The 25,490-nt window shown below is 58.3% G+C and carries 21 protein-coding genes and 2 pseudogenes; 10 read left to right on the top strand and 13 right to left on the bottom strand.

Translation table 11 applies throughout. The features are described 5' to 3' along the window. Nucleotide 1 precedes the first annotated feature (1 nt). Both MU558_RS21515 and MU558_RS21510 read left to right on the top strand, forming a co-directional pair. Nucleotides 2–235 (top strand): hypothetical protein, encoded by a 234-nt coding sequence (locus MU558_RS21515; RefSeq protein ID WP_246975417.1) that lies wholly within the window; start codon nt 2–4, stop codon nt 233–235. 626 nt (nt 236–861) lie between these two features. Further along, complete coding sequence (locus tag MU558_RS21510) at nt 862–2,130, top strand: Fic family protein (protein ID WP_246975415.1); 1,269 nt, start codon at nt 862–864, stop codon at nt 2,128–2,130. 44 nt (nt 2,131–2,174) lie between these two features. Here MU558_RS21510 and MU558_RS21505 read toward each other — a convergent pair whose 3' ends face one another. The 4 genes from MU558_RS21505 to MU558_RS21490 all read right to left on the bottom strand — a co-directional run bounded on the left by MU558_RS21505 (nt 2,175) and on the right by MU558_RS21490 (nt 9,504). After that, entirely contained in the window at nt 2,175–3,542 is a 1,368-nt protein-coding gene (locus MU558_RS21505; RefSeq protein WP_246975413.1) for a hypothetical protein, read from the bottom strand. After that, nucleotides 3,535–7,167, bottom strand: coding sequence for an SRA domain-containing endonuclease (locus MU558_RS21500; RefSeq protein ID WP_246975411.1), 3,633 nt, complete (start codon nt 7,165–7,167; stop codon nt 3,535–3,537). The genes MU558_RS21505 and MU558_RS21500 overlap by 8 nt, the downstream gene beginning before the upstream one ends. A gap of 293 nt (nt 7,168–7,460) precedes the next feature. Then, nucleotides 7,461–8,849 (bottom strand): hypothetical protein, encoded by a 1,389-nt coding sequence (locus MU558_RS21495; protein WP_246975409.1) that lies wholly within the window; start codon nt 8,847–8,849, stop codon nt 7,461–7,463. Between the two features lie 355 nt (nt 8,850–9,204). Next, nucleotides 9,205–9,504: a winged helix-turn-helix domain-containing protein gene (locus tag MU558_RS21490; RefSeq protein WP_246975407.1), complete on the bottom strand. Its 300-nt coding sequence runs from the start codon at nt 9,502–9,504 to the stop codon at nt 9,205–9,207. Between the two features lie 208 nt (nt 9,505–9,712). Between MU558_RS21490 and MU558_RS21485 the strand changes: the two genes are divergently transcribed. The 3 genes from MU558_RS21485 to MU558_RS21475 all read left to right on the top strand — a co-directional run bounded on the left by MU558_RS21485 (nt 9,713) and on the right by MU558_RS21475 (nt 12,239). Beyond that, entirely contained in the window at nt 9,713–10,759 is a 1,047-nt protein-coding gene (locus tag MU558_RS21485) for a hypothetical protein (protein ID WP_246975405.1), read from the top strand. A 179-nt stretch (nt 10,760–10,938) separates the two neighbouring features. Continuing rightward, complete coding sequence (locus MU558_RS21480) at nt 10,939–11,811, top strand: DUF8008 family protein (protein ID WP_246975403.1); 873 nt, start codon at nt 10,939–10,941, stop codon at nt 11,809–11,811. 236 nt (nt 11,812–12,047) lie between these two features. After that, on the top strand, nt 12,048–12,239 hold the full coding sequence (locus tag MU558_RS21475; RefSeq protein WP_246975401.1) for a hypothetical protein: 192 nt from the start codon (nt 12,048–12,050) through the stop codon (nt 12,237–12,239). 135 nt (nt 12,240–12,374) lie between these two features. Here MU558_RS21475 and MU558_RS21470 read toward each other — a convergent pair. Then, nucleotides 12,375–12,545, bottom strand: a pseudogene (locus tag MU558_RS21470) (restriction endonuclease); the annotation flags it as partial. A 146-nt stretch (nt 12,546–12,691) separates the two neighbouring features. On the opposite strand from MU558_RS21470, the gene MU558_RS21465 reads away from it, so the two are divergent. After that, the gene (locus tag MU558_RS21465) at nt 12,692–13,507 is read left to right on the top strand and encodes an IS5 family transposase (RefSeq protein ID WP_246975399.1); all 816 of its coding nucleotides are present in this window, start codon (nt 12,692–12,694) and stop codon (nt 13,505–13,507) included. Between the two features lie 225 nt (nt 13,508–13,732). Here MU558_RS21465 and MU558_RS21460 read toward each other — a convergent pair whose 3' ends face one another. The 3 genes from MU558_RS21460 to MU558_RS21450 form a co-directional block, all read right to left on the bottom strand. Then, nucleotides 13,733–15,124 (bottom strand): ATP-binding protein, encoded by a 1,392-nt coding sequence (locus tag MU558_RS21460; RefSeq protein WP_246975397.1) that lies wholly within the window; start codon nt 15,122–15,124, stop codon nt 13,733–13,735. A 267-nt stretch (nt 15,125–15,391) separates the two neighbouring features. Beyond that, on the bottom strand, nt 15,392–15,901 hold the full coding sequence (locus MU558_RS21455; protein WP_246975395.1) for a hypothetical protein: 510 nt from the start codon (nt 15,899–15,901) through the stop codon (nt 15,392–15,394). A gap of 93 nt (nt 15,902–15,994) precedes the next feature. After that, nucleotides 15,995–17,419, bottom strand: a complete 1,425-nt coding sequence (locus MU558_RS21450) for a DASH family cryptochrome (RefSeq protein ID WP_246975393.1) — start codon at nt 17,417–17,419, stop codon at nt 15,995–15,997. 150 nt (nt 17,420–17,569) lie between these two features. Between MU558_RS21450 and MU558_RS23480 the strand changes: the two are divergent. Continuing rightward, nucleotides 17,570–17,754 (top strand): annotated as a pseudogene (locus tag MU558_RS23480) (IS66 family transposase); the annotation flags it as partial. 161 nt (nt 17,755–17,915) lie between these two features. Then, nucleotides 17,916–19,244, top strand: coding sequence for a TIGR00341 family protein (locus MU558_RS21445; protein WP_246975390.1), 1,329 nt, complete (start codon nt 17,916–17,918; stop codon nt 19,242–19,244). 158 nt (nt 19,245–19,402) lie between these two features. Here MU558_RS21445 and MU558_RS21440 read toward each other — a convergent pair whose 3' ends face one another. The 3 genes from MU558_RS21440 to MU558_RS21430 form a co-directional block, all read right to left on the bottom strand. After that, a complete protein-coding gene (locus tag MU558_RS21440; RefSeq protein ID WP_246975388.1) occupies nt 19,403–20,257 on the bottom strand; it encodes a coenzyme F420-0:L-glutamate ligase in 855 nt (284 codons plus the stop codon). Between the two features lie 134 nt (nt 20,258–20,391). Continuing rightward, nucleotides 20,392–21,981, bottom strand: a complete 1,590-nt coding sequence (locus MU558_RS21435; protein WP_246975386.1) for an oleate hydratase — start codon at nt 21,979–21,981, stop codon at nt 20,392–20,394. A 554-nt stretch (nt 21,982–22,535) separates the two neighbouring features. Then, nucleotides 22,536–22,814 (bottom strand): antitoxin VapB family protein, encoded by a 279-nt coding sequence (locus MU558_RS21430; RefSeq protein WP_246975383.1) that lies wholly within the window; start codon nt 22,812–22,814, stop codon nt 22,536–22,538. A gap of 164 nt (nt 22,815–22,978) precedes the next feature. On the opposite strand from MU558_RS21430, the gene MU558_RS21425 reads away from it, so the two are divergent. Next, nucleotides 22,979–23,860, top strand: coding sequence for a ZIP family metal transporter (locus MU558_RS21425; RefSeq protein ID WP_246975381.1), 882 nt, complete (start codon nt 22,979–22,981; stop codon nt 23,858–23,860). On the opposite strand, the gene MU558_RS21420 is transcribed toward MU558_RS21425, so the two are convergent. After that, nucleotides 23,857–24,603: a lipoate--protein ligase family protein gene (locus MU558_RS21420; protein WP_246975379.1), complete on the bottom strand. Its 747-nt coding sequence runs from the start codon at nt 24,601–24,603 to the stop codon at nt 23,857–23,859. The two genes, MU558_RS21425 and MU558_RS21420, sit on opposite strands and share 4 nt — an antisense overlap. Further along, a complete protein-coding gene (locus tag MU558_RS21415; RefSeq protein WP_246975377.1) occupies nt 24,600–24,869 on the bottom strand; it encodes a hypothetical protein in 270 nt (89 codons plus the stop codon). The genes MU558_RS21420 and MU558_RS21415 overlap by 4 nt, the downstream gene beginning before the upstream one ends. A gap of 194 nt (nt 24,870–25,063) precedes the next feature. On the opposite strand from MU558_RS21415, the gene MU558_RS21410 reads away from it, so the two are divergent. Continuing rightward, a complete protein-coding gene (locus tag MU558_RS21410; protein WP_246975376.1) occupies nt 25,064–25,480 on the top strand; it encodes a universal stress protein in 417 nt (138 codons plus the stop codon). Nucleotides 25,481–25,490 lie beyond the last annotated feature (10 nt).

The following is a 25,490-nucleotide window of genomic DNA, read 5'->3' as shown; positions in this document are numbered from 1 at the left end:
AATGGACCGCGACGACACCTCGAGCGGCGAGACGGTGCGACCGAGGGCGACGATCCTCTCGCGAAGCCTGCTCACGTGGTTCGAACTGTTGATCGTCGGCATCGTCGGCGGGGCACTCGGCACGGTTACGTCCGGCCCCGTCCCGTTCGTCGTCTACCTGGCGACGAGTCTGGCCTCCGTCGGGATCATCTTCTACAACGTCGACGCGATGGTTGCCGACCGACTCGAGGAGTGACACCGGTCGACTCTGAGCGGTTCATCGTCGCTCGAGGTGAATACCCCGACTCTTCGGGCTTTGGCCCGACGTATTCGTCGTCGGTAGACGCCATCGAGCTGCTGTGGAACGACGGTACGTCGGAATCTTGCTCGAGATCGTCTCGGATTGAGACCACGTCAGCGTCGTCTTCACAGAATTTTAAGGCGGACCACGAGGTCGTCCGGAAATTGTCGGTTTCGCTCGATAACGAGCTGCTTCGTGTCTCGAACCACTCGACCTCGAGGCAGTTCACATACCTTTCTAAAATATCATAAATAGGAGGTTTAGAAAAACCGCCCGGAAAATGGTCACCGACACATCCGCCCTTTCTGCTTTTTCAGACCCCTGCTTTCACCGATGTACTTATCAGTAACAAAACCCGTCTGGCCCACATCACTCGAGCGGGGTAGTTCGTATCGATTCCATTCGGGTCCCACGGCGTACTCCGACAATCCAACCCGTCCTTTCTTTTACCTGTGTGTGGAGATCAATTATATCCCTAGTTCAATCCAGAACCCGGTGAGTATACTAACGATGACTAGAATGCGTGTGCTATTCAAACTTTACCCCGAAGATTTTCATTGAGCGGGTCGAAAGTGGCGACAATGAAAGATGGCTACGATCTTCCATCGGAAGCTCCCGGCCAATACATCCCACTCCGAACGAACGAGCCACTTCCGAAGATGTACCTCCCGGAGCCACTCCCTCCACGGGTGGATCTCTCCGAGGAAGTCATCACCGAGTGTGCGCGGGCGATGTGGGCATTGGGTCGACTCGAGGGACTCGGGAGCGAGATCGAGAACCCCGGTGCAGTGTTCAGTTCCTTCGTATACAAGGAGGCTGAACAGTCATCGCGAGTCGAGGGGACTGCAGTCACAGTGTCGGACATCTACCGATACGACATCGACCAACTCGAAGTTGAAAAAACGCCTACGAGCGATCATGAAGTCGACGTTCAGGAGGCACGAAACTACATCCTCGCACTCGAGGAGGCGGTGTCGTACCTCCGGACTGCTGGGTTCGATCGAGACAGTATCACGACGGAGCTCATACGGACCCTGCACGGACAACTGCTCGAACAGGGTCGAACAGACGAAGAGGATCCTCTTCCCGGTGAGTTCCGTCCCGGGTTTGCCGTCATCGAAGAGGACCATCCCCACTTCCACGGAACGCAAATCCGGTTTATCCCACCGAAAAGCGGCTCAGTCCCCGGACTAATGGACGATCTCGAGGGGTTTATCCAGCACGGGACGAACTGGCCTGACCTGATCGACATTGCGATCGCCCACTATCAGTTTGAGACGATCCATCCGTTCAAAGACGGGAACGGTCGAGTCGGCCGTTTGCTCGTCGTTCTTTTGCTCATCGCCAGCCGATCGCTCCACTATCCAATGCTCTACTTGAGTTCGTACATCGAACGCCACCGGACGGAGTACGCTGACCGACTGCTTGCCGTCAGCGAAGAGGGTGCATGGGATGCATGGTTTCAGTTCTTCCTTCGTGGCATCCGTCAACAGGCCGAAGAGGCGTTCGTTCGGGCACGGCTCCTTATCGACACCCGCAAACAGTACGAAGCGCGGTATGCTGCTGACCGACCCTCGGTACGACGACTCGCACTCGCGCTGTTTGAAACTCCGTATTTCACTGTCAAAGAAATTAGCGAACGAATCGATGTGACGTACCCAACTGCGAATACGGCAGTCGAGCAACTGAAAGCCGACGGCGTCGTCACCGAAATAACGGGGAACGAGCGAAACCGAGTCTTTCGAGCCGAGGAAATCATGGATATCGTCAAGCAGGAAGACCGTAAACTCCCAGACGCGAGCGATCTAGTTGATCTCGAACACGTATGGCAGCTCCCTGACCATCGATAGACCAGTGGTTGACATCCTCCTCTGCGTGAACGCGGAGGAGGATGTCAACATACAACTTCTCCGAGGATCGTTTCCAACTCGTCTTCCAGCTCCGAAGCCTGGAGGATGGCAATCTCGCGATCGGACTGGTCCTCGAGTGACGCCGTCTCTTCCTCGAGGTCCTGCACCACCAGGAGCCCGTTCCACCCAGAGCCGAAGTAGTCCCCGTTTCCATCCCCATCCTCGTCCTCACGACCGAAGACGTACTCCTCGTTCACACGGAGAAAGGCGAGGTACTCGAGTGTCTCCTTGATTCCCCGCCGGATCGTGTCCTCGTTGGTGCTGTTTTTGACCTCGACGATCAGGTACTCGTGCTCGTTTTCGTCCGCCGAGACGATCTCGAGGACGATGACGTCGGGACGACCCGTGTGGTTCCGGTAGTCTTTCTCGAAGTAGTTCCCCGCGATCTCCTGTGCAACGAGTTGTACCTGGTCCGTCCGGGAGGGATTTTCTTTGTCCTCGTCCGGGACGGCGACGAAGGAGAGTTTCCGATCTCGAGCGGAATTGTCGTGATAGAGGACGATCTCCCTGTCGCCGTCGAAGCGGGCGACTTCCTGGCGATCGGTCGCGATCGTCTTGAACTGCGGTTGCGTCTCTCGGAGATCCTCGATCGTGGCGACGAACCGAAACAGGACGAAGAGCTCGAACAGCGAATCGGTGTCGTCCGGTGCGATGGCAGTTTCCTCGAGCAATCGCCGGATCTCCTCGGGCTCGCCACGGAACAACCGCTGGCGTGACCTGAGCAGTTCGGCTGCATCTCGGTAGACTTCGTGGCGTGACTCGGCGGCCGTCGTCAACATCCGTTCGGTCGGCTCGTACGTGTCCGGCTCGCGAATCCGTCGGACGTGGACGTTCCGCTCGACGATCCGCTGGAGTTCGTCGATCAGGTCCTCGCTGCCCTTCCAGGTCTCGCTCACCCAGTCGTACTCCCCACGGAGGTACTCCTCGGCCTCTCGAGTCGTTCGATGAACGACGGAGATGAGCCGCTTGAGGACGATGTTCTCGGGGATGTCGTAGTTCACCGATCGGTTATCGCAGACGAAAATCGAGTTGTCTCGAGGGTACTGCGAGTACCGCTTCTTGATCGTCTCGCCCCAGTTGATCCGCCCGTCGACGGTCCCGCGTCGCATTCGGGACGTCGTCCGGGTTTCGGTTCGGATGCTGCGCAGGTGCTCCGAGAGCTGTCTGACGAACTCGACGACGTCGTCCTGGAGGATGAAGTGGAGGTCCAACAGGAGTTCGTACTCCTCGAAGCGCTCGTCTAACTGCTCGGGTTTGATCGAGCGAGCGAGTTCTCGCTCCGGGAACGTCCCGCCCATCGCGTAGGCGAGGATATCCTCCGTGAGTTGCTCGAGGAGGTCGTCTCTATTCATTCGTGGGCAGGGGGACCTGGAGCATCTCTCTGGCTGCGCTCTCGAGGAGTGGTGTCTCGATGTCTGGCACGGCGGCGAGTCCTCTGACGATCGTCTTTCGCTTCGGAACGCCCTCTAGCTGCGGGAAAATGTAGCTGATGACCGCCTGTGTGAGGTGGTATTTGAGCTCCTCGTCGGGATGGTGGCTGACATACCGGAGGACGTCTTCGATGATCGCCGGCCCGATCGAGCGCTCGTCAACCGCGGTGTTTGCCGTTCGCCAGACGCGCCCGACTGCGCCGGCTTCTCGCCGCGTGATCTCGAGATCCCAGGCGTTCGCGTACTCGAGGACGATGTCCTCGACTGAGTCGTCGGCTTCCGTCGCCTCCGGGAGCGTCGGCGCTGGAACGCGCACGAACGCAAATCGGCGCATGAACGCGTAGCTCATCTCGTACAGCGACGTCTTGTCGTAGGCGTTCATCGTCGCGAAGATCCGCCAGGAGCTGGGGACGACGTACTGGTTGCTGGCCGGCGTTCCATCGACGTCCTCGTCGGTGGTCAGTTCGACCTCCCGCCCGTCGACGGTGTAGGGGAGCTGGACGGACTGGCCCGAGAGCAGTGTGAAGAGCTGGCCGAACGCTTTGTCGATATCCGCCCTGTTGAGCTCGTCGATGACGAGCAGATCGTTCGCCTGAGTGCCTGTCTGGGAGTTTTTGAGGCGGTTGAGGACGATCCCGGGTTTGAACGAGAGGTCGTCGTCCTCCGTGGACTCGCTCGGCATGTACCCGCCGACGGTGTCGAACGTCGACCAGTCGGCCGTGGCCGTGGTCATCTCGAAGCCCGAGTAGAGATGCGGCTGTGTTTCCGTGAGGTGCTCACAGACGCGCTCTGCGATTTCGGTCTTCCCCGTTCCCGGTGGTCCCGTGAGGAGGACGTGTTTTCCAGAGCGCAGGGCCGTGGAGATCTGCTCGAGGATCTTCTCCCCGAGGTCGTCTTCGAAGTGAAGGCCCTCGAGAATCTCCGCCGGAAGCGTGCCCTCGAGTGACCTGTACGGATTGATCGGTGAGACTTCGGTCAGGTCGTCGGCCATGGCGTCGATGAGCGCCATCGGCCGGTCGCGATCGATCTCACCGCCATCCGTCCGGAACGTTCCGTACATCGACTGGACGGGGAACTCCGTCCCGGTGGTGACCTCACAGGTCCGGTTGGCCTCTTCGATCGGCAGGCAGTTCGCCGTCAGCGCCTCGAGTTCGCGTTCGATCTCGGCTGGTTCCTTCGCGGCGATCTCGCGGGCGCGATCTATTCGCTCGAGGTCACCCGTGAGGAACAGCCGGTCGAAACTCGCGATCAGCGGGAACTCGCTGTCCCTGTGGTGTTCGTCCCACCACCACGGCTCCGACGTTTCGAACGTCTGCCCGATGATCCCGAAGCCGATGATTCCGCCTGGCTGGTCGTCGAGGTCAGCGTTCGATGGTGCCGCTCGAGAGTGGAACACGACGACGTCGCCGGCCTCGAGGCGGTCCCATCCCTCCCGGTCGGCCTCCTCGAACGAAATCGACGCGAACTCGAGTGCGGTGAGCCAGTAATCCGGCGGTGCGGTGAACTTGTAGACGGTCGGTTCCGTGGTTTCGATGTAGGTCGCCAGTGGGTGATCGACGTCCACGTCCACGTCCACGTCCGATGGTTGGTCAGGTTGCTCGTCGGGCGTCGTGTAGGCACCAGTGAGGACGCTGTTCAGACGGGGCTGGTTGAACGGTCCCGGCATGTCGGACTCCTCCTGGACGAGACGGACCCCACAGAGGAACAACGTCTGGGCAGGAGTGAACGCATCGAGCGTCCCAACCTCGAGTTCGTCGGCTTTCGTCTCGAGTTCCGACTCGAGGCGCTCGTAGACCCGGCGGATCTGCTCGAGTTTCGCGGCGGTATCGGGGTCGACCTCGTCCGCCGGTCGGAACCCCGTGAGTGCGTCGGACCAGTCTTTGATGACGGCTTCGCCGATACGGGTTTTCGGCCACGACGGTTCGTCTTCGTGGGCCAGGCTCGAGCGGACGTCCTCGAGTGCGTGCTCGAGGGAGTCGTACTCGGAAACGGTGTCGTCGGGATAGAGCTGTCGGCCCGTGATCTGGCCGATGAACTCCTCGACGGAGGCGTATTCGTCGTAGAAACTCGAGCCGTTCCGATCGAAGTTGATGGCGCTGTAGGTATCGTTCGGCCAGCCTTTGAAGCCTAACGTGGCCCAGAACGCCTCCCGGTCGAGTTCCGCCTCGTAGAGTGGCTCGAGGAACAGGACGTGGGGAAAGATTTCGTCGGTGACCTCGCCCCAGCCGACCGCGTCGGTGAATCTGGCTGCTGTGTCACGGTCCAAGACCGTTGCATGAGCGACACGGGCGACGATGGTGTACTCGCCGCCTCTCCGTCCGTTGCGATCGGCGAACATCAGGTAGTCGCCTTCCTCGGCGGCTTCGTCCTCCTGGTTTCCCCATACCCGAAGGGTGTCGTGGTCGATCGGCAGATCGTAGATCCCTTCTAGCTGCTCTCGTGGGACGCCCTCGAGTATCGTCCGATCGAAATTCGTTCGAATCGGTCCGTCGCCAGTCTTGACCGGTACCTGATAGACGGTCGGATCGGTGAACTGCCTGAGATCGGAATTCGTCGAGTCGGTGCTGGTGGCGGATTCAGCGTGAAGGGTCGGTTTGGGGTCCCTGTCGACCGGTGCAAGTTTGAACCGGATTCCCTCACGGAGGTTCCCCTCCGAGTCAGGAAGTTCCTCGAAGAAGTGGCCGGCATACAGGTACTGGCCGACGTACCGGACGCCTTCCTCTTCCATCGTAAAGAAGTGGAGCTCGCGGCCGTCCTCGAGGTGGTCTCTGATCGCGCCGTTCCCGCGTTTCATCTCCATGTCGCCGACCTGTCCCTCGCCAGTGTAGATCACCGTCCCGTCGGGGCGGATCTCGTCCTGGTAGCCGTGGTCCTCCCCGGTTCCGCCACTGAAGAGGAAGACGACCGGCTCATCTCTGGAGGGGGCGATTCCACCCTGGATGCTGCCGCCGTATTTGGAGTGGAGGTCACGGCGGTCGTAGATCGCGTTCGGCTCGAGGTCGACGTTGGAAATGCCTTCGAGTTGGTTGGCGATTTCTTTGCCGTCCGAAGTGAGGTGGGTTCGCTCGTCGTCCCGTTCGACGTAGCCGAGCATCTGGAGCCACTCCCGGTGTCGGGTTGCGACTCCCGGCGTCTCCATCTCACACTCGTCGAAGGCGTTCACGAGCACTTCCATGAGCTCCTCGTCGGTTCTGGGCTCGCGTGCTACTGCGCAGATGATCGTGTCGAAGCCCTTGACGGTCGTCCGGAGGGCATTGTACAGAACGATCGGGTCTCGGTCTCTGAGATACCAGCGGGCGGTGTGAGTAGGGCTGTATCGGTTCTCCTGGTGTTCGATGAGTCCGAGTTCCTCGAGGAAGTTCAGACGGTCCCCGACCGCGTTTGCTGTTTGTGCGTTCGTATTGGATATGAGCCAGTCGATGACCTCGTCTCGTGGAATTCCGTCGTTCTGTTGTGTGAGGTATGAGAGTAAATCGGTGAGAATCCCCAACCGATCTTCGATGCTACCGTAGAAGCGAACGGTAGACATCCGGCGCTCGTCTGTCATTATTCCGTAACACGACACAGGACCTTCCTATAAATCCTGTTAAGGAATCTGAGAATCACTGATGAATTATTTGGTTTTAACCATATAGTGTGATTTATTATTTGAGGTATTGTTAGCAGAGCATATATATATATATATATATATAGTGTGCTGGAAGAATCGAAGAGTGATTTCTGAGATTTCCCGTTCAATCACTTGGACGTGTCCTTAGCACACCCCTCCCGACGCCGTACCCCCTAATCAACAGAATACATTTAGGGTATATTAACCCAGAGAGCAATTCGGGTACTAAATTACATTGGCGTATTTGTCATACATCCTTCATCAATGTATTTATCTAGCGAATATATTGATATGAACGTGACTGACAGGAAAACAAAAACTGCTCCTATTGAGTTGCCAAATCTGATTGAATAATAATAAAGAAATATCATTGAGAGTGTCCAAAATATTAGTGGCGAGAATATATTTTTTGACAGTAGTGAAGTAATGGTGGTGGATAATATTGTAAGGGGAACTAAAATCAGGAGGATCAGATTACCCTGTTTACCAAAAATTATAGAGAATGGCTGTGATGGGTAGAAAAATTGTAAAAGCACTACGACTACTATCTGGATTACAAACCCGAATACCATATAATTGTAGTTGTATGATTCCGAGTCCCTTTCTCTACGTATTCGAGATCTGCCTCCTCGGAACTCATCTACAAAGGGCTTTATCCGCCAATAAATTGCATGTATTGGAAATATAGAAATAATCAACCATAGAAATACCTCAACGAATTGTATTATTTGTGTTGTAGAATACAGCTTCCGTACTATAAGATATGGATTATAGGGGCCAGAGGGGATTTGTAACCCGATCCAAAATCCCATGTAACTAACGGGGAGAACTGGAGCCATATTAAGTGGAAGAGATACATGAGCTGATTTTCCATTATTGGAATAGTAATAATTCAAGCGCCGCATTTCAACAATCCAAAACTGCAGCGAATAAACGCCCAAGATGGCCGATGTAATTTGTGGCAGACTAATCCAAATGTATAAAATAATACTTTCTATCAGATATTGTTTCTGAATTAAAAGCCCTTTTATAAGATATCTTGATAGAGTTAGGAGATTATGGTAATAAATAAAATCGCCGCTAATCAGAGTGATGGCTATTTTAAACCCACACAGGACCATCAAGAATGTAGTTAGGTATTTTATATTATCTATCGATTTGGATGCGAAGTTAAAAACTTCCTGTTCAATATTCGCATCTATGACTGGATAATCTCCGGTATATTGAGTTGATCTTAATTTGTTCCAAAAAGTACTAAAAACTACAATGATTGCTAGCCAAACAGCCAGACCTTCAAATAAAACAACAGTAGCAGCTAACAGAAGGGATAGTGCGGAATAAAGTACTGATTTGATTAATCTTTTCTCTAATCGTTTCTGAGTGAAAATATGGAAATAGATCCAATATACACCAAATATTATAACCAAAATTAACACCGGGGAGATAACACTCCCTCCAGTCATAACTGGTCGGATGAGTGGAATTGCAAAAAGCGATTGTATAATACAAACCATATCAAGTATAGTTAATTCCTCTGTTCTCTTATGAGGAAAAATATTAACTCCCACACTAAATATTACTGATATGGTTATGAATAGACCAATTAATGTTGTGACCATTCCACTATTAATAAAGTAAACTGAAGTAATCTTCAGTAATGACGTGATGATTGGTTCTGTAAACAGATATCCCGTAAACCGCAACCCTTCGAAGACTGCTGCTATAATCACCAGTGCCCGAACTGAAATGTACCCAGGGATGTAGGAGATGATACGTAATAGGACAGATCCGATTTTACTATATTTCCGAGTCAATCCTGTCTTAAGATTTCAGTCAATGTTTTATATTTGTTTCGTACCAAATATGACTACGCGCCTAATTAACTGTCGCCAACAGATCTGAACCCGCGACAACTTGGTTCGAAGCCAGTGACGGTGTTGAATAGATAATAAAGATTTCCAGTGAGCAGCTGCCTCACCCTTTAGTATCTTCAATTGACTCGAGTTCGCTCGCATCAAGTTCTTCATCTAGATACGCTTCACCTTCATCTGTAATCCGATAGAGACCTCGAGAAATCTTTGTGACGAGTCCGTATTTAGCTAGCATTGGAAGACGATCGCTTGCATGACCTGCGACAGGCCCTCCGAAATCTTCGACAGCCTGCGGTGTCAGGTTCCCCTCTTCTCGAAGTAGCTCTAATATCCGGTCGTCACTGGGAACCATCCAATCCGCAGGCTGTCGCATTGTATTTCCTGTGTCCACTGTCGAACTCATAGTAGTCTCGATTGCGTAGGGATACTATCAGAAAAGCCTTAATTATTGCGCAACCTCCAGCAGTCACTGAGTAATTCGCAGTAAACATTATGTTACTGGGAGTATCAACGATGAATTGGAAGCCAAGCTATCAGGGTACGAAAGCTACCCGGCGTGCCTCCACACGCCAGGCTTGACTTCCGAATCCCTGCACGGGGTTTCAGAAGCCATGCGAAAAGACAGCCTCTGGACTCATAACTATAGGGTCCTCGAGTCGACAGCATCGCCCGATCGACACGACGATCGTCCAGACGATCCCCAGGACACACAGAAAACGCACCCGCGTCACACCGCGGATGCACGGACGAGAGAGCGGACACCCCCTGCCCCTCGTCCAGGAGACTCGTCCGACCGCGAGTCACCTGATCCTTCCGCTCTCACACACGCCCATCCCGACGACGAGGGCGTCGAACTCCTCGCACACGACGGCATCCTCCTCGCCGACGGCGGCACCGACTCGAGGTACGTCGTCCCGACGGGGGAGGGCTACCTCGCGACCTACACCGTCGGTGACGATCGCAGACTCTCGATCGGGACCGCCGGGCTCGGCGCGTGGCCTCGAGCCCACCGCGTCCACGCGATCGACCACGAGGACGGCGTCGCCCTCCGCGCCAGCACGACCGACGCCGAGACCATCGCCAGCTACCGGGTCCTCCGACGCCACCGCCGCGCTCGAGTCTGCGTCGGGTCGGCCGTCCTCGAGACCCTCGAGGTCGACCCCGGCGACGACGTCCGGGTGTACGACCTCGAAGGTGACGACATCCTGCTCGTCGACGCCGGCGACGATCCACGCGTCGTGACCGACGGTGGGCGAGAGTGCGAGTCTGACGATACAGAGCGGACGACCGCCCACCCCCGCCCCCGTACGCGCCTCGCAGCCATCGACGAGCAGACGGGGACGCTCCTCGAGTGGCTCGAGACCGACGACGGGCTCACAGCCGACGAGCGTCGAATCGCCCGGCGACACCTCCGCGAGATTCGCGCTCGAGTCGAGTCGCTTTCGGTCGTGCTCCGGTGTCCCGAGGTCGTCGTCGCCCGCCTCGGTCGAGACGGCGAGTGCGACGAGCGTCCGGACGAGCACCGGGACGTGACCGACGACACGACGCTCCCGATGGGCAGCCACCGTGGTCGCCACGCCACCACGGATCTCGGGCCCGACTCGACCGCCGGCGAACGAGAGTGCAGGTCACGGGGTGACCGCGAGGAGCGAAGGTAACGCCGGCTCCCTCGCCTCGAGACGGGACCCTCGAGTCGAGACCCTCGAGACGAGACCCTCGAGACGGGACCCTCGAGGAATCGATCGACCCGAAGGCCGCCGTCTCACCCGTTCAGCGTTGCGCCGACTCGAGTTACGACGCTCGCCAGCCAGACGACTCCAGATCCAGATTCAGACCCATGCCAACAGACACGACTGCAGATTCGACCCAGCCGACCGCAGACCAGCTTCGCGACCAGTTCACGACCCTCCAGGAACGTATCGCCGATCTCGAGACCGCCCTCGAAAACCGGGACGAGCGTCTCGAGCGTCTCGAGGCCGAACTCGAGGAGACGACCGAGGAGAACGCGCGCCTCCAGGCCCGCGTCGACGAACTCGAGGCCGAACTCGAGACGTGCCGGACACAGACGGAGGCGCGCCTGGACGCCCACGAGAAGAAACTCGACGCGAACAAAGATCGCGTCGGCGAACTCCAGGCGCGCGAACTCGAGAAGGGGGCACATCTCCTCGCGGATCACGTCGACGAAAACGAGATCGACGTTCCCGACGACCGCCTCGAGCGCATCCGGAAAGACGACGGGCAGCGCTACTTCCGACTCCCAGAGAGTGAGGACCCACTCGAGCGAGGCGGTCGGGTCGCGCTCGCCTACGGCGACCTCCTCCCCATCCAGCAACTGGCCAGGATGGACGAGGAGATGCTCCGTGCAACGACGTCCGCACTGCCGTCACGACTCGCTGCGAAGCTCTGGAAGGCGCGTGTCGACTCGACGGTTGGTGACAACCCCTGGCGAAAAGGGAGCGCTGGCGTTCGCGAGTACGTCAGTGCCGGCGACCTGAAACACTGGATCCGTCGGCAAGAACAGGGCGTCAGCGATTCCTACGCGAAGAAGCTCGTCTCGCGGACGATCGACGCCTTGCTCGAGCTCTCGAAGAACCGGCTCGCGGTCAAAAAGAAGCGGCAACGAAAGAACGGCCTCGAGTACACCGAACGACGAGTCCTGCTGATGGACGACGCCGAGATTCCAGGTGAGTTCGAGTCCGGGGACACCTGACGTCCACACTCGAGGGTGTCCCCAGGCAACTCACAAGCCCTGAGAAGGACTGCACTCTTCACGCCACACTGAAACCCTGCACGAAGGCGGTGGTTTGCTCGGTACGGCTACTTGTGTGTACGTCACTCGATCGGTCGTCGTCGGTCTTACTCGAGTGACTCTGGTGCAGGCGTGTCTGAAGACGTCAGCTGTCTCCGGAGCTCCTACAGAATAGTTTCAGACGAACCCTTGTGAGGTTGAAGCGAAGCGGAGACCTCGAGGCCGGTCGGCTCGTCGAGGTCGAAATCTCCGTAAGTCCGAACGACCACGCACGCGTCGACGTCCGTCTCGAGGACGGTCGACGGTGGGTGTTCGGTGTGAACGACGACGTCGCCGTTCCGCTGTTCGACCTGGATGCCGACGGATACAGGAACCGCGATGAGGAGTGACCGGCGTGGATCGAACTGCTACTGCGCTGGCTCAGACTCGAGGGGGTGGACGCGTGAGGTCGAGAGTGTTCCTCGATCCACCGACACCAGTTATAAGAGTTCGTTCCACGTCGCATTCCAGAACGAGCGAGTTACTTCGACGACAATGCCTCTCCGAGTCCCGTCCACGACCTCCTCCATGAGGATGTCGCGCCCCTCGTCAGCCGTCCGTTCTGCTTGTCGAACGTTCTCGTAGCCAAGATTCCGGAAAACATCTTCCATCACGTCCTCGAACTCGAACCCGGAGAGATCGTCCAGAACAGGCATTTTGATATGTTCTATTTGTTGATTATCCGTCCCGTATATACGTTCCCTTGGATTAGTACCGAAGTACTTAGGATGCTCTGTTGAACGCCGACGCCCTCTGCGGATTGTATCGCTGATTTCAGGGGATTTGGACGCCGTCTGGCGATATGGGACGTCTCAGGAACCTCGCACAGACGTTTCACGAGTTCGCCACGACCCACGTAGAAGAACCAGACGTACCCGCCGCGCCGGACGGCGCGGACGGGTACGCCAAGTCCACGAAGATCGCGTTGCTCTTGCTCAAAGAGGAAGTCAACAAGCCGCTCCGGCAGTTCGAGGACTATCTGAACGAGATGCCGGGAATCCTTGCTGTGTTCGGCCTTGAGAAATCACCTGATTACACGTCTTTCAGCGTGTGGGACGGAGAATTCCCGATGAAAGAGTTGCGCCGCCTGCTCCGCCGGTCAGCGGAGCAGGCGGGGCTCTCAGGAACTGCCTCGATCGATGCCAGCGGCTTCCAGCGAGATCAGGCTAGTTCGCACTACCGAAATCGTGTCGGCTACTCGTTCAATGCGATGAAGACAACGCTGCTCGTCGATACGGAGTCACTTGCTATCATGGACGCTCATTTCACCACAAAGAAAGCCTATGACGGTCACATTGGGCTGCAGGTCTTTCGGCGCAACGCCGAAGAACTGCAGGCACTTCTGGCTGACAAGATGTACTCATGGAGCAATCTCCGGGAGGCCTGCCGTGAAGCGTCAACGCGACCAGTGATCAAACACTGTGAGCAAAACGCACTCAAGAAGGCTCACAACGCCAGAATTGACGACGAAGTCTACAATCAACGGTCAATGAGTGAGACCGTATTTGCGATGCTGAAGGACGACGGCGACGAGCTCCGCTCCCGGAGCTGGCATGGCCAGTTCCGGGAGCTCACACGGAAGTGCATCGTCCATAACCTCGCGCAGGCGGCGAGTTAAGGCTCGCCGCCTGCTCCTCTTCTCCGGACGTATTCGAGAGAGGCATCGCCATCGTCCATCTCACACTTCGTGCAGCATCTTGTGAAACTGATGTTTTGATCACTGCACAAGTCGGCTGAAATCGAATCGTCCGATCTCAGAACCTACCGATAGAGCGTAGCTACCGGTGGAAAAGCGAATGTCAAAATTTCTATGACGGCGCTGTCTTGCGTTCAACACTGCAACTTAGGACGGCGTGAGTAGCTCGTCGAGGTCCGCTACGCTGAACAGGGACCACGAGTCGTCGAGTTGCGCTTCGAGTCCGTCGACGAATCCGTTTTTCGAGAACAGGGCGAATTGCTCGTCTCGATCCGGCGGTCCCCATCGGACGTTCTCTGCCTTTGCTCGTAGGCTTTCGACGAGGTCTTCCCCAATCGGATCCGTCGTCCACTTACATTCGGCGAGGAGGACTCGGTCGTCATTCGGTGCCAACCCGACGATATCGATCTCTTCTTCTCCGTACCACCAGCGACCGACTTCTGAGTACGGCTCGAACGTGCCGCGTCGAATCCCTTCCCAGACGGCTTCTTGGCACACATCTTCGAACGTGGTTGCGACGTGCGTTGGGAGGTCCGGCTCAATCGTCCCGTCGTACACGATCTCCGGTGCTTCCTCGATACTGGATCGATTCGGCTCGACGTACCGAAACCAGAACCGAAGGAACTCATCAGCCACCCGGTACCGTGACCGCTTTGATTTCTTCCCCGAGGCCGTGACTGGAACGTCTCGTTCGATGAGCCTGAGTCGGCGAAGTGTCTGTAGGTACTTCGAGAGTGGTCCCGAGTCGATCCCCGTTGCGCCGGAGATCTCGTTCGGTGTCGTATGGCCTAGCGCGACCGCTTCGAGGATACTCATATACCGGGCCGGGTTTCGGAGCTCGGTTCGCAGGAGGAACTCTGGTTCGTTATACAGCACTGCAGACGGTGACAGTACGTGCGACTGAATATTCGCCGCGAGCGACTGTGTGTAGTCGAACAGCGTGAGGTACATCGGGGTGCCACCCGTGACGGCATACGAGCGAATCGCATCCTGGATGTCGTACGAGATGACCTCTCGGGCCTGTTGAAACGAGAACGGCGTCACGTCGAGTTGTGCCGTTCGTCGCCCGTAGAGTGGGCTCTCGTGTCCCAGGATCTCTGACTCCATCGTACTCACGCTCGACCCACAAAGTACGAGCATCGAATCCGTCCCATCGAGTTCCTGGTCGACGAACGCTTGTACGTACGACGGGAGTGAGTCGTTCTCTGCGACGAGATATGGGAATTCGTCGATGACGACGACGAGATCCTCACGCTGGAGTTGCTCCCCGAGGTATTCGAACGCCTCGTCCCACCCGTCGATTCGCGGAACGCGCTCGTCGAAGTGGTCTGCGATCTGGTTGAGGAACTTCTCTCGCTGTCTATGCTCGGCCTCCTGCGCGGCGAGGAAGTATATGTGGGGGCGATTGGCACAGAATTCTTTGAGGAGCTCCGTCTTCCCGACTCGACGTCGGCCGTAAACAACGATGAAGTCCGCACCGGGGGACTCCACCGCGGCGGTGAGGGTATCGAGTTCCGCCTCCCGGTCGTAGAAGGTCATACTCTGGATAATGATTACTGCGATAATGACTTAAACATTCGGTCAACCAGGCCCAACCGAGAGTTGCTCGGACTGCGAACAAAGTACCAAACCAAGCCCAGCAAAAGATTCAAGCGAAACAGGGCTGGAGAGTCGGGGATACCGTCTGTCCACTCATCGGATGGGACTGATGTACTCACACGTCGATTCCAAACGCGAGTCCGGCGACCTCGAGGCGATCCGCGAGCGCGTCGTCGATCTGCGGGCCAACGTCGACGACGTGTAGCCTCAGTAGCGGATCGCCGCATCGACAATTCCTGCCGTCTGGCCAAGCCCGACGAGCACGAGTCCACCGACCGCGGCCGTCCGGGTGCCCCAGGTCGGGCCGACGGCGTAGAGGGCCGCACCGAGTAGACAGCCCGCGGTCCCGACCGCGTAGATCCAGCCCCCTCTGGTGACCCGACGCCTGGTATCGACGAAGCCGACTGCCGGTAGAAGCATCCAGCCGAAAAGAGCGACGGCCGTAAGCGCCGGATTCGTCGGCTCGAGCCAGAGGCCGACGACCCCACAGAGCGTGACGACCGAGCCGACGGCGATGAGCAGCCACCACGTGCGTAGGACGCCCTCGCGCATGTCGGCGTAGCCGGTCGCCGCGAAGCCGACCAGAAGGACGGCCATCACGACGTGAGCGATGAACAGCGTGTACTCGGTTACGACCTCGAGGTGGGCGGCCGTCACGAACGTCCAGGCCAGCGGGACCAGGATCGGCGGGCCGAGCTCTCGAGCGCGTCTGAACATGCCGGAGCATACTGTGTACTGACACAAATGCGTACACGGTAGCGGTGGTAGCTCCCGCCGAGTGTCTCGAGACCTCTCCTCCGAGCAGCGATGTCAGCTATCCAGTTCTTCGTAGCGTGCCTCGATGTCGATCATCGGCCGCGGGTAGTCGACGCCGAGTTCGACGCCGTAGGTGGCCTGTTGCTCGTCGCTCAGTCGCCAGGGCTGGTGGACGAACGCCGAGGGAAGTCCCTCGAGTTCGGGCAGCCAAGTCGTCACGTACTCGCCGTCGGCGTCGTAGTATTCGGCCTGTGAGAGGACGTCGAAGTAATTGTCACGGGAGTCGTTTCCCACGCCGGCCTGGTAGGCCCAGTTCCCCCAGTTCGAGGCGACGTCGTAGTCAACGAGTCGTTCCTCGAAGTATGCTGCTCCCCAGCGCCAGTCGATACCAAGTGCGTCGGCGAGAAACGAGGCGACGTTCTGGCGGCCACGATTGGACATGTATCCCGTCCGGTTTAGCTCGCGCATGTTCGCATCGACGAACGGAATCCCCGTCTCGCCGTTCACCCACCGCTCGAACGTCTCCCGGTCGTGCTCCCACGCTTTTTCGATGTCCCGGATTCCGTTGGGATGGAAAAACTGTGCGCCGTATTTACAAAACTGGAACTGGAAGAAGTCACGCCACAGTAACTCGTAGACGAGCCAGTAGGTGTCCTCGTTCGAGACTCGTTCGGCCTCGTAGCGACGGACCTCGTCATAGATCCACCGTGGCGAGAGACACCCTGCCGCCAGCCACGGCGAGAACTTCGAGGAGTAGTCTGCCCCCAGCATCCCGTTTCGGGTCTCTTTGTACTCTCTGAGGTGATCTCCTTCCCAGAAATATGCCTCGAGGCGGCGCTTGCCGGCTGATTCGCCTCCCTCGAAGGCGAGCACTGTACGTTCGTCCTCGGGCGGCGTCTCGAGTCCGAGGTCCGACAGCGTCGGTACACCGCCGGCGGGCAAGGCTGGCGTGGAAATCGATTTCGGTGGTTCGACGGGCTCTCGAATCGAACACTCGCGTTCAATCTCTTTGCGCCACGGCGTGAACGTCTCCCCCATCCGCTCGTATGACGTCGGGAGATCAGAGACGTGATACAGCGTATGCGTCCACCGGTGCTCGAAGGCGATCTCGTCGGGAAGTGCCGCTCGAACACTGTCTTCCACCTTGCGTTCCTCCGTCGCCGGTTTCGTTTGTGCGTACACGGCATCGGCGTCGACGCGACCCGCGATGTCGGGAACGACTGTCTCCGGACGGCCCTGCCTGACGAACAACTCGCCCCCTCGCTCTCGGAGCGCCGCCCGTAACTCGAGCAGTGACTCGCGGCGGAATCTGGCGCGGTGAGTGCCGAGCTTTTCGGTCCCGTAGCGTGTCTCGCCGCGCTCGTGCGGATCGACGACGTAGACCGGCACGATTTCGTCTGCCGTGGTGACCGCATCGGCGAGCGTCGGATTGTCCGTGACTCGGAGATCGTCTCGAAACCAGACGACGGCGGTATCCATGGTTTCTGGACGGAGAGCGATAGCAAGTATCTGTGGACAAACAGTGATACCGGATGTATCCAGCTACAGTAACAACTGAAACGATTTACACACTGATCGCACGAGAGCTGTGCGATCAGGTGTGCAGTGACTCTCGATGGTGAACCAAGTGTGTCGCTGGGGGTTAGCCGATCGCTGGAATCGATAGATTCCACGATCCACACCGAGAACAGTACGTATCTCCGCCAGAACTCGTAGTCAAAGAGCTTGAGAACCGACTTCTTCGTCGTCAGATCACTGTAAAACAACAGCAGATCGAACAACTTGAGGCTCGCCTCGAGTGGTACGAAAACCCATGTCGTGTTGCACACTACTTCCGAGAGATATTGACCTCCTCCCGCGCCTAAATCAATAGGGTTGAAGCGGAAGACCTCGGTTGCCCATGACCGTCTTCGGGTTGGGTTGCCGAGACGCGCGCAATGTTTGATGTCTGTCCGTCTCCAGTGATCAGTATCCCATGCGCCACGTCGAGATTTCGCTCCGACCGGAGACGCGCGAACCAGTCTTAGAGGTACTTGACTCGGAACGGATTGACTACACAGTCGTTCCGACCGACGACAGCAGCGAGTACGAATCCCTCGTGTCATTCACCCTCCCGAAAAGCGCCGTCGAAGTCATCTTAGACGAGTTAGAGAGGGTCGGACTCGGCGAGGACGATCACACGGTGATCGTTACGGCAGACATGGTCATCTCCCAGAAGTTCGGAGCTCTCAAAGATCGGTTCACGGGAGAGGTACTGGACGATCAGCGCCTCGCTCGCTACGAACTGTACGCCGAATCGGAAGGACTCGTATTGGCGATTCCGATATACGTGACGCTGACGCTGGTGAGTGCGATCGTTGCGACGGCCGGGCTGTTACTCGATTCGGCCGCCGTCGTGGTCGGGTCGATGGTTATTGCACCCTTGATCGGACCGACGCTCGCAGCCAGCGTCGGGACCGTTCTCAACGAACGCGACCTGCTCTGGACCGGGGTTATGTATCAAGTGCTGGGCGTCAGCGTAGCGATCGCCGGTTCCGCGGCGTTCGCCTGGCTCTCGAAGTCGCTATTTCTCGTACCGCCTGGGATTGAAGTCCTCGAAATCGACGAAGTCAGCGAACGGGTCCTTCCTCACCTCCTTTCGCTGGTCGTCGCCTTCGGCGCGGGAATTGCCGGCGTGTTGTGCCTCTCGACGGGTACCTCTGTCACACTGGTTGGCGTGATGATCACTGCTGCACTGATCCCGCCCGCCGCAGCGGCCGGCATCGCTATCGCCTGGTGGATACCGAACGCCGCAGTCGGCTCGCTCGTCCTCGTCTTCGTCAACCTGCTTGGCGTCAATATCACGGGCCTCCTCACCCTCTGGGCGATGGGGTACCGCCCCCAAATTCAGAGTGAGGAAGGGATCGCACGTCAGTTAGTCCGTCGTCGCCTCGTCGTGTTGACGTTCGTCATCCTAGTACTGTCGGTATTCATGATCGGTGTCACGTGGGCGTCGTACGAACGCGCATCGCTCGAGAACGACGTCACGACGGAAGCGGAAGCCGTCCTCGACTCGTCGGCGTATCAGGACATCTACCTCGTCGAAGTCGAACTATTTCTCGAGGAAGAAATCCCATTCGAGCCCGTAGTACGAATCGAAGAAGGGTCCCTGTTCGAAGGACCCGAACGTATTGTAATCACGGTCGAGCAGCCGAGCGATGACGAACATCCGGAACTTGTCTCAGAACTGGACGAACGAATTACCGACGAAACGGGAGACGACGTGAGGGTCGACGTTCGGTTCGTTGAGTACGATACTGCGTAGGGATTTCGGCGCTCTATGACTGACAGTGAATCCTCTCCTGCCTACAGGAGTTTCTTACCCACAAAGAGCGTGACTCCATGAAGATCCCCTTACGTCCAATAGGGTGCCAGCTGACTGTGCGACAGGCGTGACACTGTGTGTCGTTGCTCGATTCGATGTCAGAACCATTCCCGGGCCTTCAATCGAGCAGTTAACTCGATGCTTTTGCGGAGGCCTCGACGAACGATACCGCTTGAGTTCGGGACGCCCTCACCGTCTTCATACTCGAGCCCACGAACGACCACGACGGGAACCTGTTCGTCAGCCTGGCCGAACAGCAGCGCTGAACCTGCGGTGAGTTCGTCGGCGACGAGATCGACACCGCCCATCTTCGGCTGGTCGTAGAGATCTGTCCGTCCGAAGTTAGCGTCAATCGCTTCGATTCCCGAACAACCAACAGCGAGGTCCATCGATCCCGGACCGGCAACTTCTGAATCAGAGAGCACGACAGCGACGTCGGCTTCGGTTCGTGCTTCGATCTCCTCGCGGAGTCGTCGCGCACTTTCGTCGGGATCTTCTGGAAGGAGCGTCATTTTTCCTTCCGGACTGTTCGACCAGTCGATGCCCGCGTTCGTACAGAGTCGGCCGTTACGTTCGGTCACAAGCATGGAGGGGACGTCGTCGAGCGCTTCTTGAGCGACGTCGGGATCCACAGCGTGTTCCAACAGCAGGTCCTCACCAATTTCCGCGATCGGGATTGCACCGAGAACGTCACTTTCCTCATAGATGACCGCCACCTCGCGTGGATCGATTCCAGTGATATCAGCGACTCGCTGGTCGCGTTCAGTAACATCGACATCGTCGGCTTCGATGAGTCGCCCCTCGGCGAATGAAACGACTTTCGTGGTGATAACGATCACGTCACCGTCCGACAGGGGATACTCCTCGTCGGTCGTCTCGACGATTCGCTCAACGAGATCGTCATTCGGGTCGACTCGCCCAATATCTAATCCGTGAAAGGTCAATTCCGGCATTAGTGAAACATCGGCGGCGACCTATTTAAGATGCAATCTCGTTCTCACCAACTCTGGTGAAGAGGACGTAAGACCACAAAGCCCCTATCAAACGGGCAAGATAGCATGACGGGAAACAGCACAGCCGTTGCCAGTCAATCGAACGAGGCGCTCACTGCATCTGCGAGCACGCCCGGTTCGCGGTAGTGCTTGCTCACGGGTGGAATCTCCGCATCGAGATCGAGCAGGTCATAGACGGCGGTCATCGCCGTCCGCACCGAGTACTCGACGGTGAACACGACGTCACGTTGGAGTTCGGCGTACTGCCCGACGAATGCGAGATTGTTCGAGCTATCGGGGACGACCAGCGGCCGGTCGCCGGGCGTCCGGGGCTGGAAGTGGGCCGTGATGAACGGCATCATGCACGGCACGCAGTCTACGTCCTCCAGGATTTCCGGCAGGCGATCCTCACACTGCAGGTGATAGCAGAGCTCTTCGAGGATCTCTCGTCCTGTACATTCGGACATCTTCTTTTCGACGTAGTCGCCCTCCTGGTCTGTGAACAGGGCGTACCCCCAGAAGATTTTCACGTCGTCAGGCTGGTTCGGGAAGTGGGGCTGGGCTGCGACGACAGTGGACAGAAGCCAGGACGAGTCGACGTAGGTCACCAGCCCGTTGCCCGGCTCCTCGTCGGTGAATTCGACGATGTGATCGAACAGATCGGTGTTGTGTAACGTGACGGTAAAGGACTCCCACTTGGTCTCCTGGACATTGCCCGCGAAGACCTCGGGGTCGCCGAACCCGGTGTTGTCCTCGGCGATCGACCTCCACAACTCCCAGGACGCTCCGGTCTCGTTCGTTTCGGGTGCTTCGTCCCATGACCCGAGATCCGAGCCATCGGTCATCGAACCGTTGGTGAAAAAGACCAGATCCGTGGGATCGACCTCGACGCTCTCGGTTCTCTCTCCGGTCTCGTAGTGGAGCCGCTCGACAGTCCGCCCTGCTCGCGAAGTCACGATGTCCATATCGGTCACGCGACAGTCCTGCTGGAAGTCGACGCCACGAGTTTCGAGCCAGCGCCGAAGCGGCAGGATCATCGAATGATACTGGTCGTACTTGGTCCGGTCGATATCTTCCAACGTGTGTAGACCGGGGAACACGTGCAGGAACCGATACATGTATCGGCGGACTTCAGCGACGCTGTGCCACGGCTGGAAGGCGAAGATCGTCGCCCACAAGTACCAGAAGTTCGTCTCGAAGAAATCGTCGTCGAACCACTCTTCGATCCGGGTGTCCCCGAGTCGTTCCTCGGGTGTAAGCAGAAGTCGAACCAGCGAGGTCCGGTGGTGCATCTTCAGCTCGAATTGCGAGGCATCGAGATGGGTCCCATCTTCGACCAGCCGCGTCTCCGCATATGACTCGTGGATCTCGTTGAACTCGTTCATCTCTTCTTTGACCGAGATGCTGGAGTCCTCGAGCGAAGGGATCGTCCGGAAGAGGTCCCATGTACATTCGTAGGCGGGGAAATTGAACATGCGCCCGCCGCGGATAACGTACCCTTCGTCGGGGTTGCCTGCACCGTCCATCGCCCCGCCGACGACGTCGAGTTTCTCGTAGAGATGAACGTTCTCGCCAGGCATGTTTCCATCGCGAATCAGGAACGCCGCGGCGGCCAGGCCGGCGATGCCACCGCCAACGACGTGGGCTTCGCGGTCGGCGACGTGTGGTGTCTGTTCACCAGGCATGCAATTCCCCCAGTGGCGCATTCGTCCGGAAACGATCAGAGGCCGTCATACCGTCTGTATTCGTCTGAAGTGCCGGTAGTGGAGTCGTGGATACTCTTCTGGATCGCTGCCGACCTAACAGGTGCATCTGACGTTTCATCACAACTAAACCGAGGATGGTCGGGCAAATAACAATTTGTAAAATATATACTGTATTTCGCATAGTCTGTTTAATAACTAGAGATATAATCTCTCATTCGTGCAACCAATCCGTCAGTAGACGATCGATGATCATACCATGCGATTGATTGTGTAGTCGACGAGGCGACGTTGGCCGCGTCGGAGCTGCTCAGACTGCTGTGTTCAATGACACCGTCGCTAAACGCGATCAGTCGGTCGGTTTCCTCGGATTCGGGGTGGAGTGAAAGTTCTATGTGCGATATATACAGCCCACCGATAATTTATAGAGAATCGAGGCGAATACACCCGCCTTCCCGTGAAATTCCCCCGCGTTCACGCGGGGGAGGAGGTCAATTTGGTCACTCTACCGTGAATAATGGCTGAGAACCGTCGTATCAAGCAGTTTCATCTTCTGTCTCTCCATCCGTCAACTCGTCGAGAGCCTCTCGTTGCCGCGCGGAAAGGCCCTCGCCCAGTTGGTCACGGGAGTCCTCGACGAACTTCTCGAGTTCGTCGGCTTCCCCTTCGGAGAGCGTTCCGAAGCCCTCTCGCCAATCGACGGTCGTTTCGTCCAGCAGGCGGTTGACGAGGTCGGAGAGACTCTCGTCCGCTCGCTTTCGAGCCTGCAATCGCTCGTACACGTCGTCTCGAATGTCGATGGTTTTCGTACCCATACCTTGTATTACCACGCAGAACCACAAACTCCTTTCCGACGATTTCAACGACAGACCGAGTACCGATATCGAATTCCCGACGACCGACACCGAGGCCGTTCCAGGCCGTCGAGAAGATGCGAAGGAGTTAATAAGCTGTGGGGTATAGTTATTAACGAGCAATAGTGATCGAAGACACCACCACCTCACAGGCGGACACGGGACAGGGCCGGGGGCGTTCCTACGAGCGAGCCGTCGGCGTCGGCGGACTGCTCGCGCTTGTCGTACTCTCCGTGCTCGCCCTCGCCGCGGACGTTACCTGGAAACTGCTGGCGATCTCCTGGGTCGCGTTCGGCGCGATGGCGATCGGCGCGCCGCTGGGCGCACGGGCAGCGACCGCCAGCCACCCACTCGAGTCGGTGTGGGGATACGGCCTCGCGAGCGGTGCGATGGTGACGAGCGCCGCGCTCTTTCTGGTCCCGCAGGCGCTCGGCCAGCACGGCCAGTTCGGGAGCCTCGGCATCGCCGTCGGCTTCCTCGCGGGCTACGTCGGCCACACCCTCGGCCACCGACTCTCCCACCTCGAGTTGCCGGTCGACCACACGGCGGCTGAACTGACGGTCCACGCCCTCGCGGCCGGGGCGATCATCGGCGCGATCTACACCGCGATGCCGTCGCTGACGTCGGTCCTCGGGGTCGCACTCGTCTCGCACAAAGCGCCCGCCGGCTACGCCGCGGCGCGTCGACTCGCCGGGGAGGGACGGTCCGTCGTCGCGCTCGCGCTCCCGGCGGCCGCCGTCGGCTTGATCGCGCTTCCCGTCGGCATCGTCGGCTTTGGCCCCTCGAGCGTCGTGCGCGGACTCCTCTTCGGTATCGCGGCCGGCGTGTTCCTCCACGTCGCCGTCGACCTCCTGCCGGAGTGTACCGCCGGGAGCGAGACGTGTCCCGCAGACGCCGCGATCGACGGTGACTTCCACCAGTTCCAGGACCGACTGCGAACGCACGCTGCGGTCAGTGCCGTCGTCGGAGCCGTTGCAGTTGTCCTCGCGTGGCTGCTGGTCGTCTAGAGTTTTCGGTTCCACTCGTCGGAGGCGAACGTCTCGGTCGCGCGGGTGCGAGCGTCGTTCACGACGTCGTCCGGAAGCGATCCGGGTTCGGCGTCGAAGCGGTCGGTGAACGTCTCTTTCATCGCGTCGATGATCTCCGCCCGGGTCGCGTCGACGTAGTCACGCATGACCGCGACGCGTTTTTCCGCGGACTTGATCGCCTTGTCGGAGACTTTCTCCTCGCCGATCCGGAGCACCCGGAGCATCTCGCTCGTGTCGAGGGCGTAGCTCATCGTCGTGTGATGGAGGACGGCGTCGTCTTTCCGAAGCTGGGCCGAGCCGCCGATTTTCCCATCGGCGTGGGTGATGTCGTTCAGCGGCTCGTGGAAGACGTCGAGTCCGACGCTTCGAAGGGCGTCGATCGCCCACTGGTCGAGTTCGGCGTAGCTGGCCTCGATGTCGTCTGAAACGGCCTCGCGGGGCAAGTACAGCGAGTAGGTGATGACCGCACCCGGTTCGACGTACATCGCCCCGCCACCGGTGAGCCGTCGGACGACGTCGACGTCGTGTTCGTCGACGTAGTCGACTGCGACTTCGTCGGCGTACGCCTGAAAGCGTCCGAGCGCGACTGCAGGCGACTCGCGATGCCAGAACCGCAGCGTGGGCTCGAGGTCGCCCTCGTCGAGACGCTCGGTCAGGACGCCCTCGAGTGCCTGCTGTACCGGCTCGCTGTAGGTGCCAGCGTCGACGATTCGATAGGTCATCGGATCGCCTCCAGCGTCGCATCAGCCAGGTGCTCAGCGTCGAAGCCGATGAGCGTCGCGTCGACCGCCTCGATCGCCTCGACGAGCGTCGGCCGGGAGACGTCGGCTGGATGGCCCTCGAGTGCGGCCTCGAGCGAGGCGTGACGCTCGGGTGGCTCGAGGAAGAAGTCACCGGTCACGCGGACGTCCGTCAGTCGGTCGTCGTAGGTGACGTCGACCTCGACGAGTTTGCCAGCGGGAACTTTGACCGTCGCGCTGTCGTGCATCAGTACGAAAAACGCGTTCGAAACAGGTAACGCTGACTTTCTCCGGTCCGTGGACCGGTCGAGGGCGGCCTGCCCACTGTCGGCCGTCCAATCGACGTTCGTCCGTCTTCACGTCGATCCCGTGACTCGCTGTCGTTCGAGTGGCACTCTCGAGTCGCCTCGAGATTTATGTACCTGCGGTACCCATCGCCCACATGGCAATCCTCGTCGCGTACGACGGTTCCTACCCCGCACAGCAGGCAGTCGAACACGCAGTTCGCGAGTACCCCGACGAGGAGATCATCCTGCTGCGCGTCGTCGAAGCGGCCGGCGGCTCCCTCGGGGCGGGCTTCAACCTCACTCGTGAGCGATTCATGGAAAAACGGGAAGAGGTGGCAGGCGAGACGGCCGAGGAGGTCAGCGACCTCCTCGAGGCCGAAGACGTCGAGTACCGACTCGAGATGGCCGTCGGCCAGCCTGCGGCCGAGATCGTGTCGTTTGCAGAAGAAAACGACGTCGATCAGATCGTCGTCGGCAGTCACGGCCGGGCGGGCCCCTCTCGCGTCTTGCTCGGGAGCGTCGCCGAGAAAGTCGTTCGCCGTGCGCCGATGCCGGTTACGGTCGTCCGCTGACCGGCGTGTT

The sequence above is a fragment of the Natribaculum luteum genome (assembly GCF_023008545.1).
GTDB classification, from domain to species: Archaea; Halobacteriota; Halobacteria; order Halobacteriales; family Natrialbaceae; genus Natribaculum; species Natribaculum luteum.
The sequence above is the reverse complement of the archived record's forward strand: the minus strand, read 5'-3'. Positions and strand labels throughout refer to the sequence as shown.

Bases quoted from the DNA above. Each gene is read 5' to 3' on its own strand.
- MU558_RS21465 (WP_246975399.1), top strand. From the start codon at position 12,692: ATGGGACGTCTCAGGAACCTCGCACAGACGTTTCACGAGTTCGCCACG.
- MU558_RS21430 (WP_246975383.1), bottom strand. From the start codon at position 22,814: ATGGGTACGAAAACCATCGACATTCGAGACGACGTGTACGAGCGATTG.
- MU558_RS21455 (WP_246975395.1), bottom strand. From the start codon at position 15,901: ATGTTCAGACGCGCTCGAGAGCTCGGCCCGCCGATCCTGGTCCCGCTG.
- MU558_RS21420 (WP_246975379.1), bottom strand. From the start codon at position 24,603: ATGACCTATCGAATCGTCGACGCTGGCACCTACAGCGAGCCGGTACAG.
- MU558_RS21495 (WP_246975409.1), bottom strand. From the start codon at position 8,849: ATGGTCACAACATTAATTGGTCTATTCATAACCATATCAGTAATATTT.
- MU558_RS21510 (WP_246975415.1), top strand. From the start codon at position 862: ATGAAAGATGGCTACGATCTTCCATCGGAAGCTCCCGGCCAATACATC.
- MU558_RS21435 (WP_246975386.1), bottom strand. From the start codon at position 21,981: ATGCCTGGTGAACAGACACCACACGTCGCCGACCGCGAAGCCCACGTC.
- MU558_RS21500 (WP_246975411.1), bottom strand. From the start codon at position 7,167: ATGACAGACGAGCGCCGGATGTCTACCGTTCGCTTCTACGGTAGCATC.
- MU558_RS21410 (WP_246975376.1), top strand. From the start codon at position 25,064: ATGGCAATCCTCGTCGCGTACGACGGTTCCTACCCCGCACAGCAGGCA.
- MU558_RS21415 (WP_246975377.1), bottom strand. From the start codon at position 24,869: ATGCACGACAGCGCGACGGTCAAAGTTCCCGCTGGCAAACTCGTCGAG.
- MU558_RS21460 (WP_246975397.1), bottom strand. From the start codon at position 15,124: ATGACCTTCTACGACCGGGAGGCGGAACTCGATACCCTCACCGCCGCG.
- MU558_RS21450 (WP_246975393.1), bottom strand. From the start codon at position 17,419: ATGGATACCGCCGTCGTCTGGTTTCGAGACGATCTCCGAGTCACGGAC.
- MU558_RS21445 (WP_246975390.1), top strand. From the start codon at position 17,916: ATGCGCCACGTCGAGATTTCGCTCCGACCGGAGACGCGCGAACCAGTC.
- MU558_RS21505 (WP_246975413.1), bottom strand. From the start codon at position 3,542: ATGAATAGAGACGACCTCCTCGAGCAACTCACGGAGGATATCCTCGCC.
- MU558_RS21485 (WP_246975405.1), top strand. From the start codon at position 9,713: ATGCGAAAAGACAGCCTCTGGACTCATAACTATAGGGTCCTCGAGTCG.
- MU558_RS21490 (WP_246975407.1), bottom strand. From the start codon at position 9,504: ATGAGTTCGACAGTGGACACAGGAAATACAATGCGACAGCCTGCGGAT.
- MU558_RS21440 (WP_246975388.1), bottom strand. From the start codon at position 20,257: ATGCCGGAATTGACCTTTCACGGATTAGATATTGGGCGAGTCGACCCG.
- MU558_RS21480 (WP_246975403.1), top strand. From the start codon at position 10,939: ATGCCAACAGACACGACTGCAGATTCGACCCAGCCGACCGCAGACCAG.
- MU558_RS21515 (WP_246975417.1), top strand. From the start codon at position 2: ATGGACCGCGACGACACCTCGAGCGGCGAGACGGTGCGACCGAGGGCG.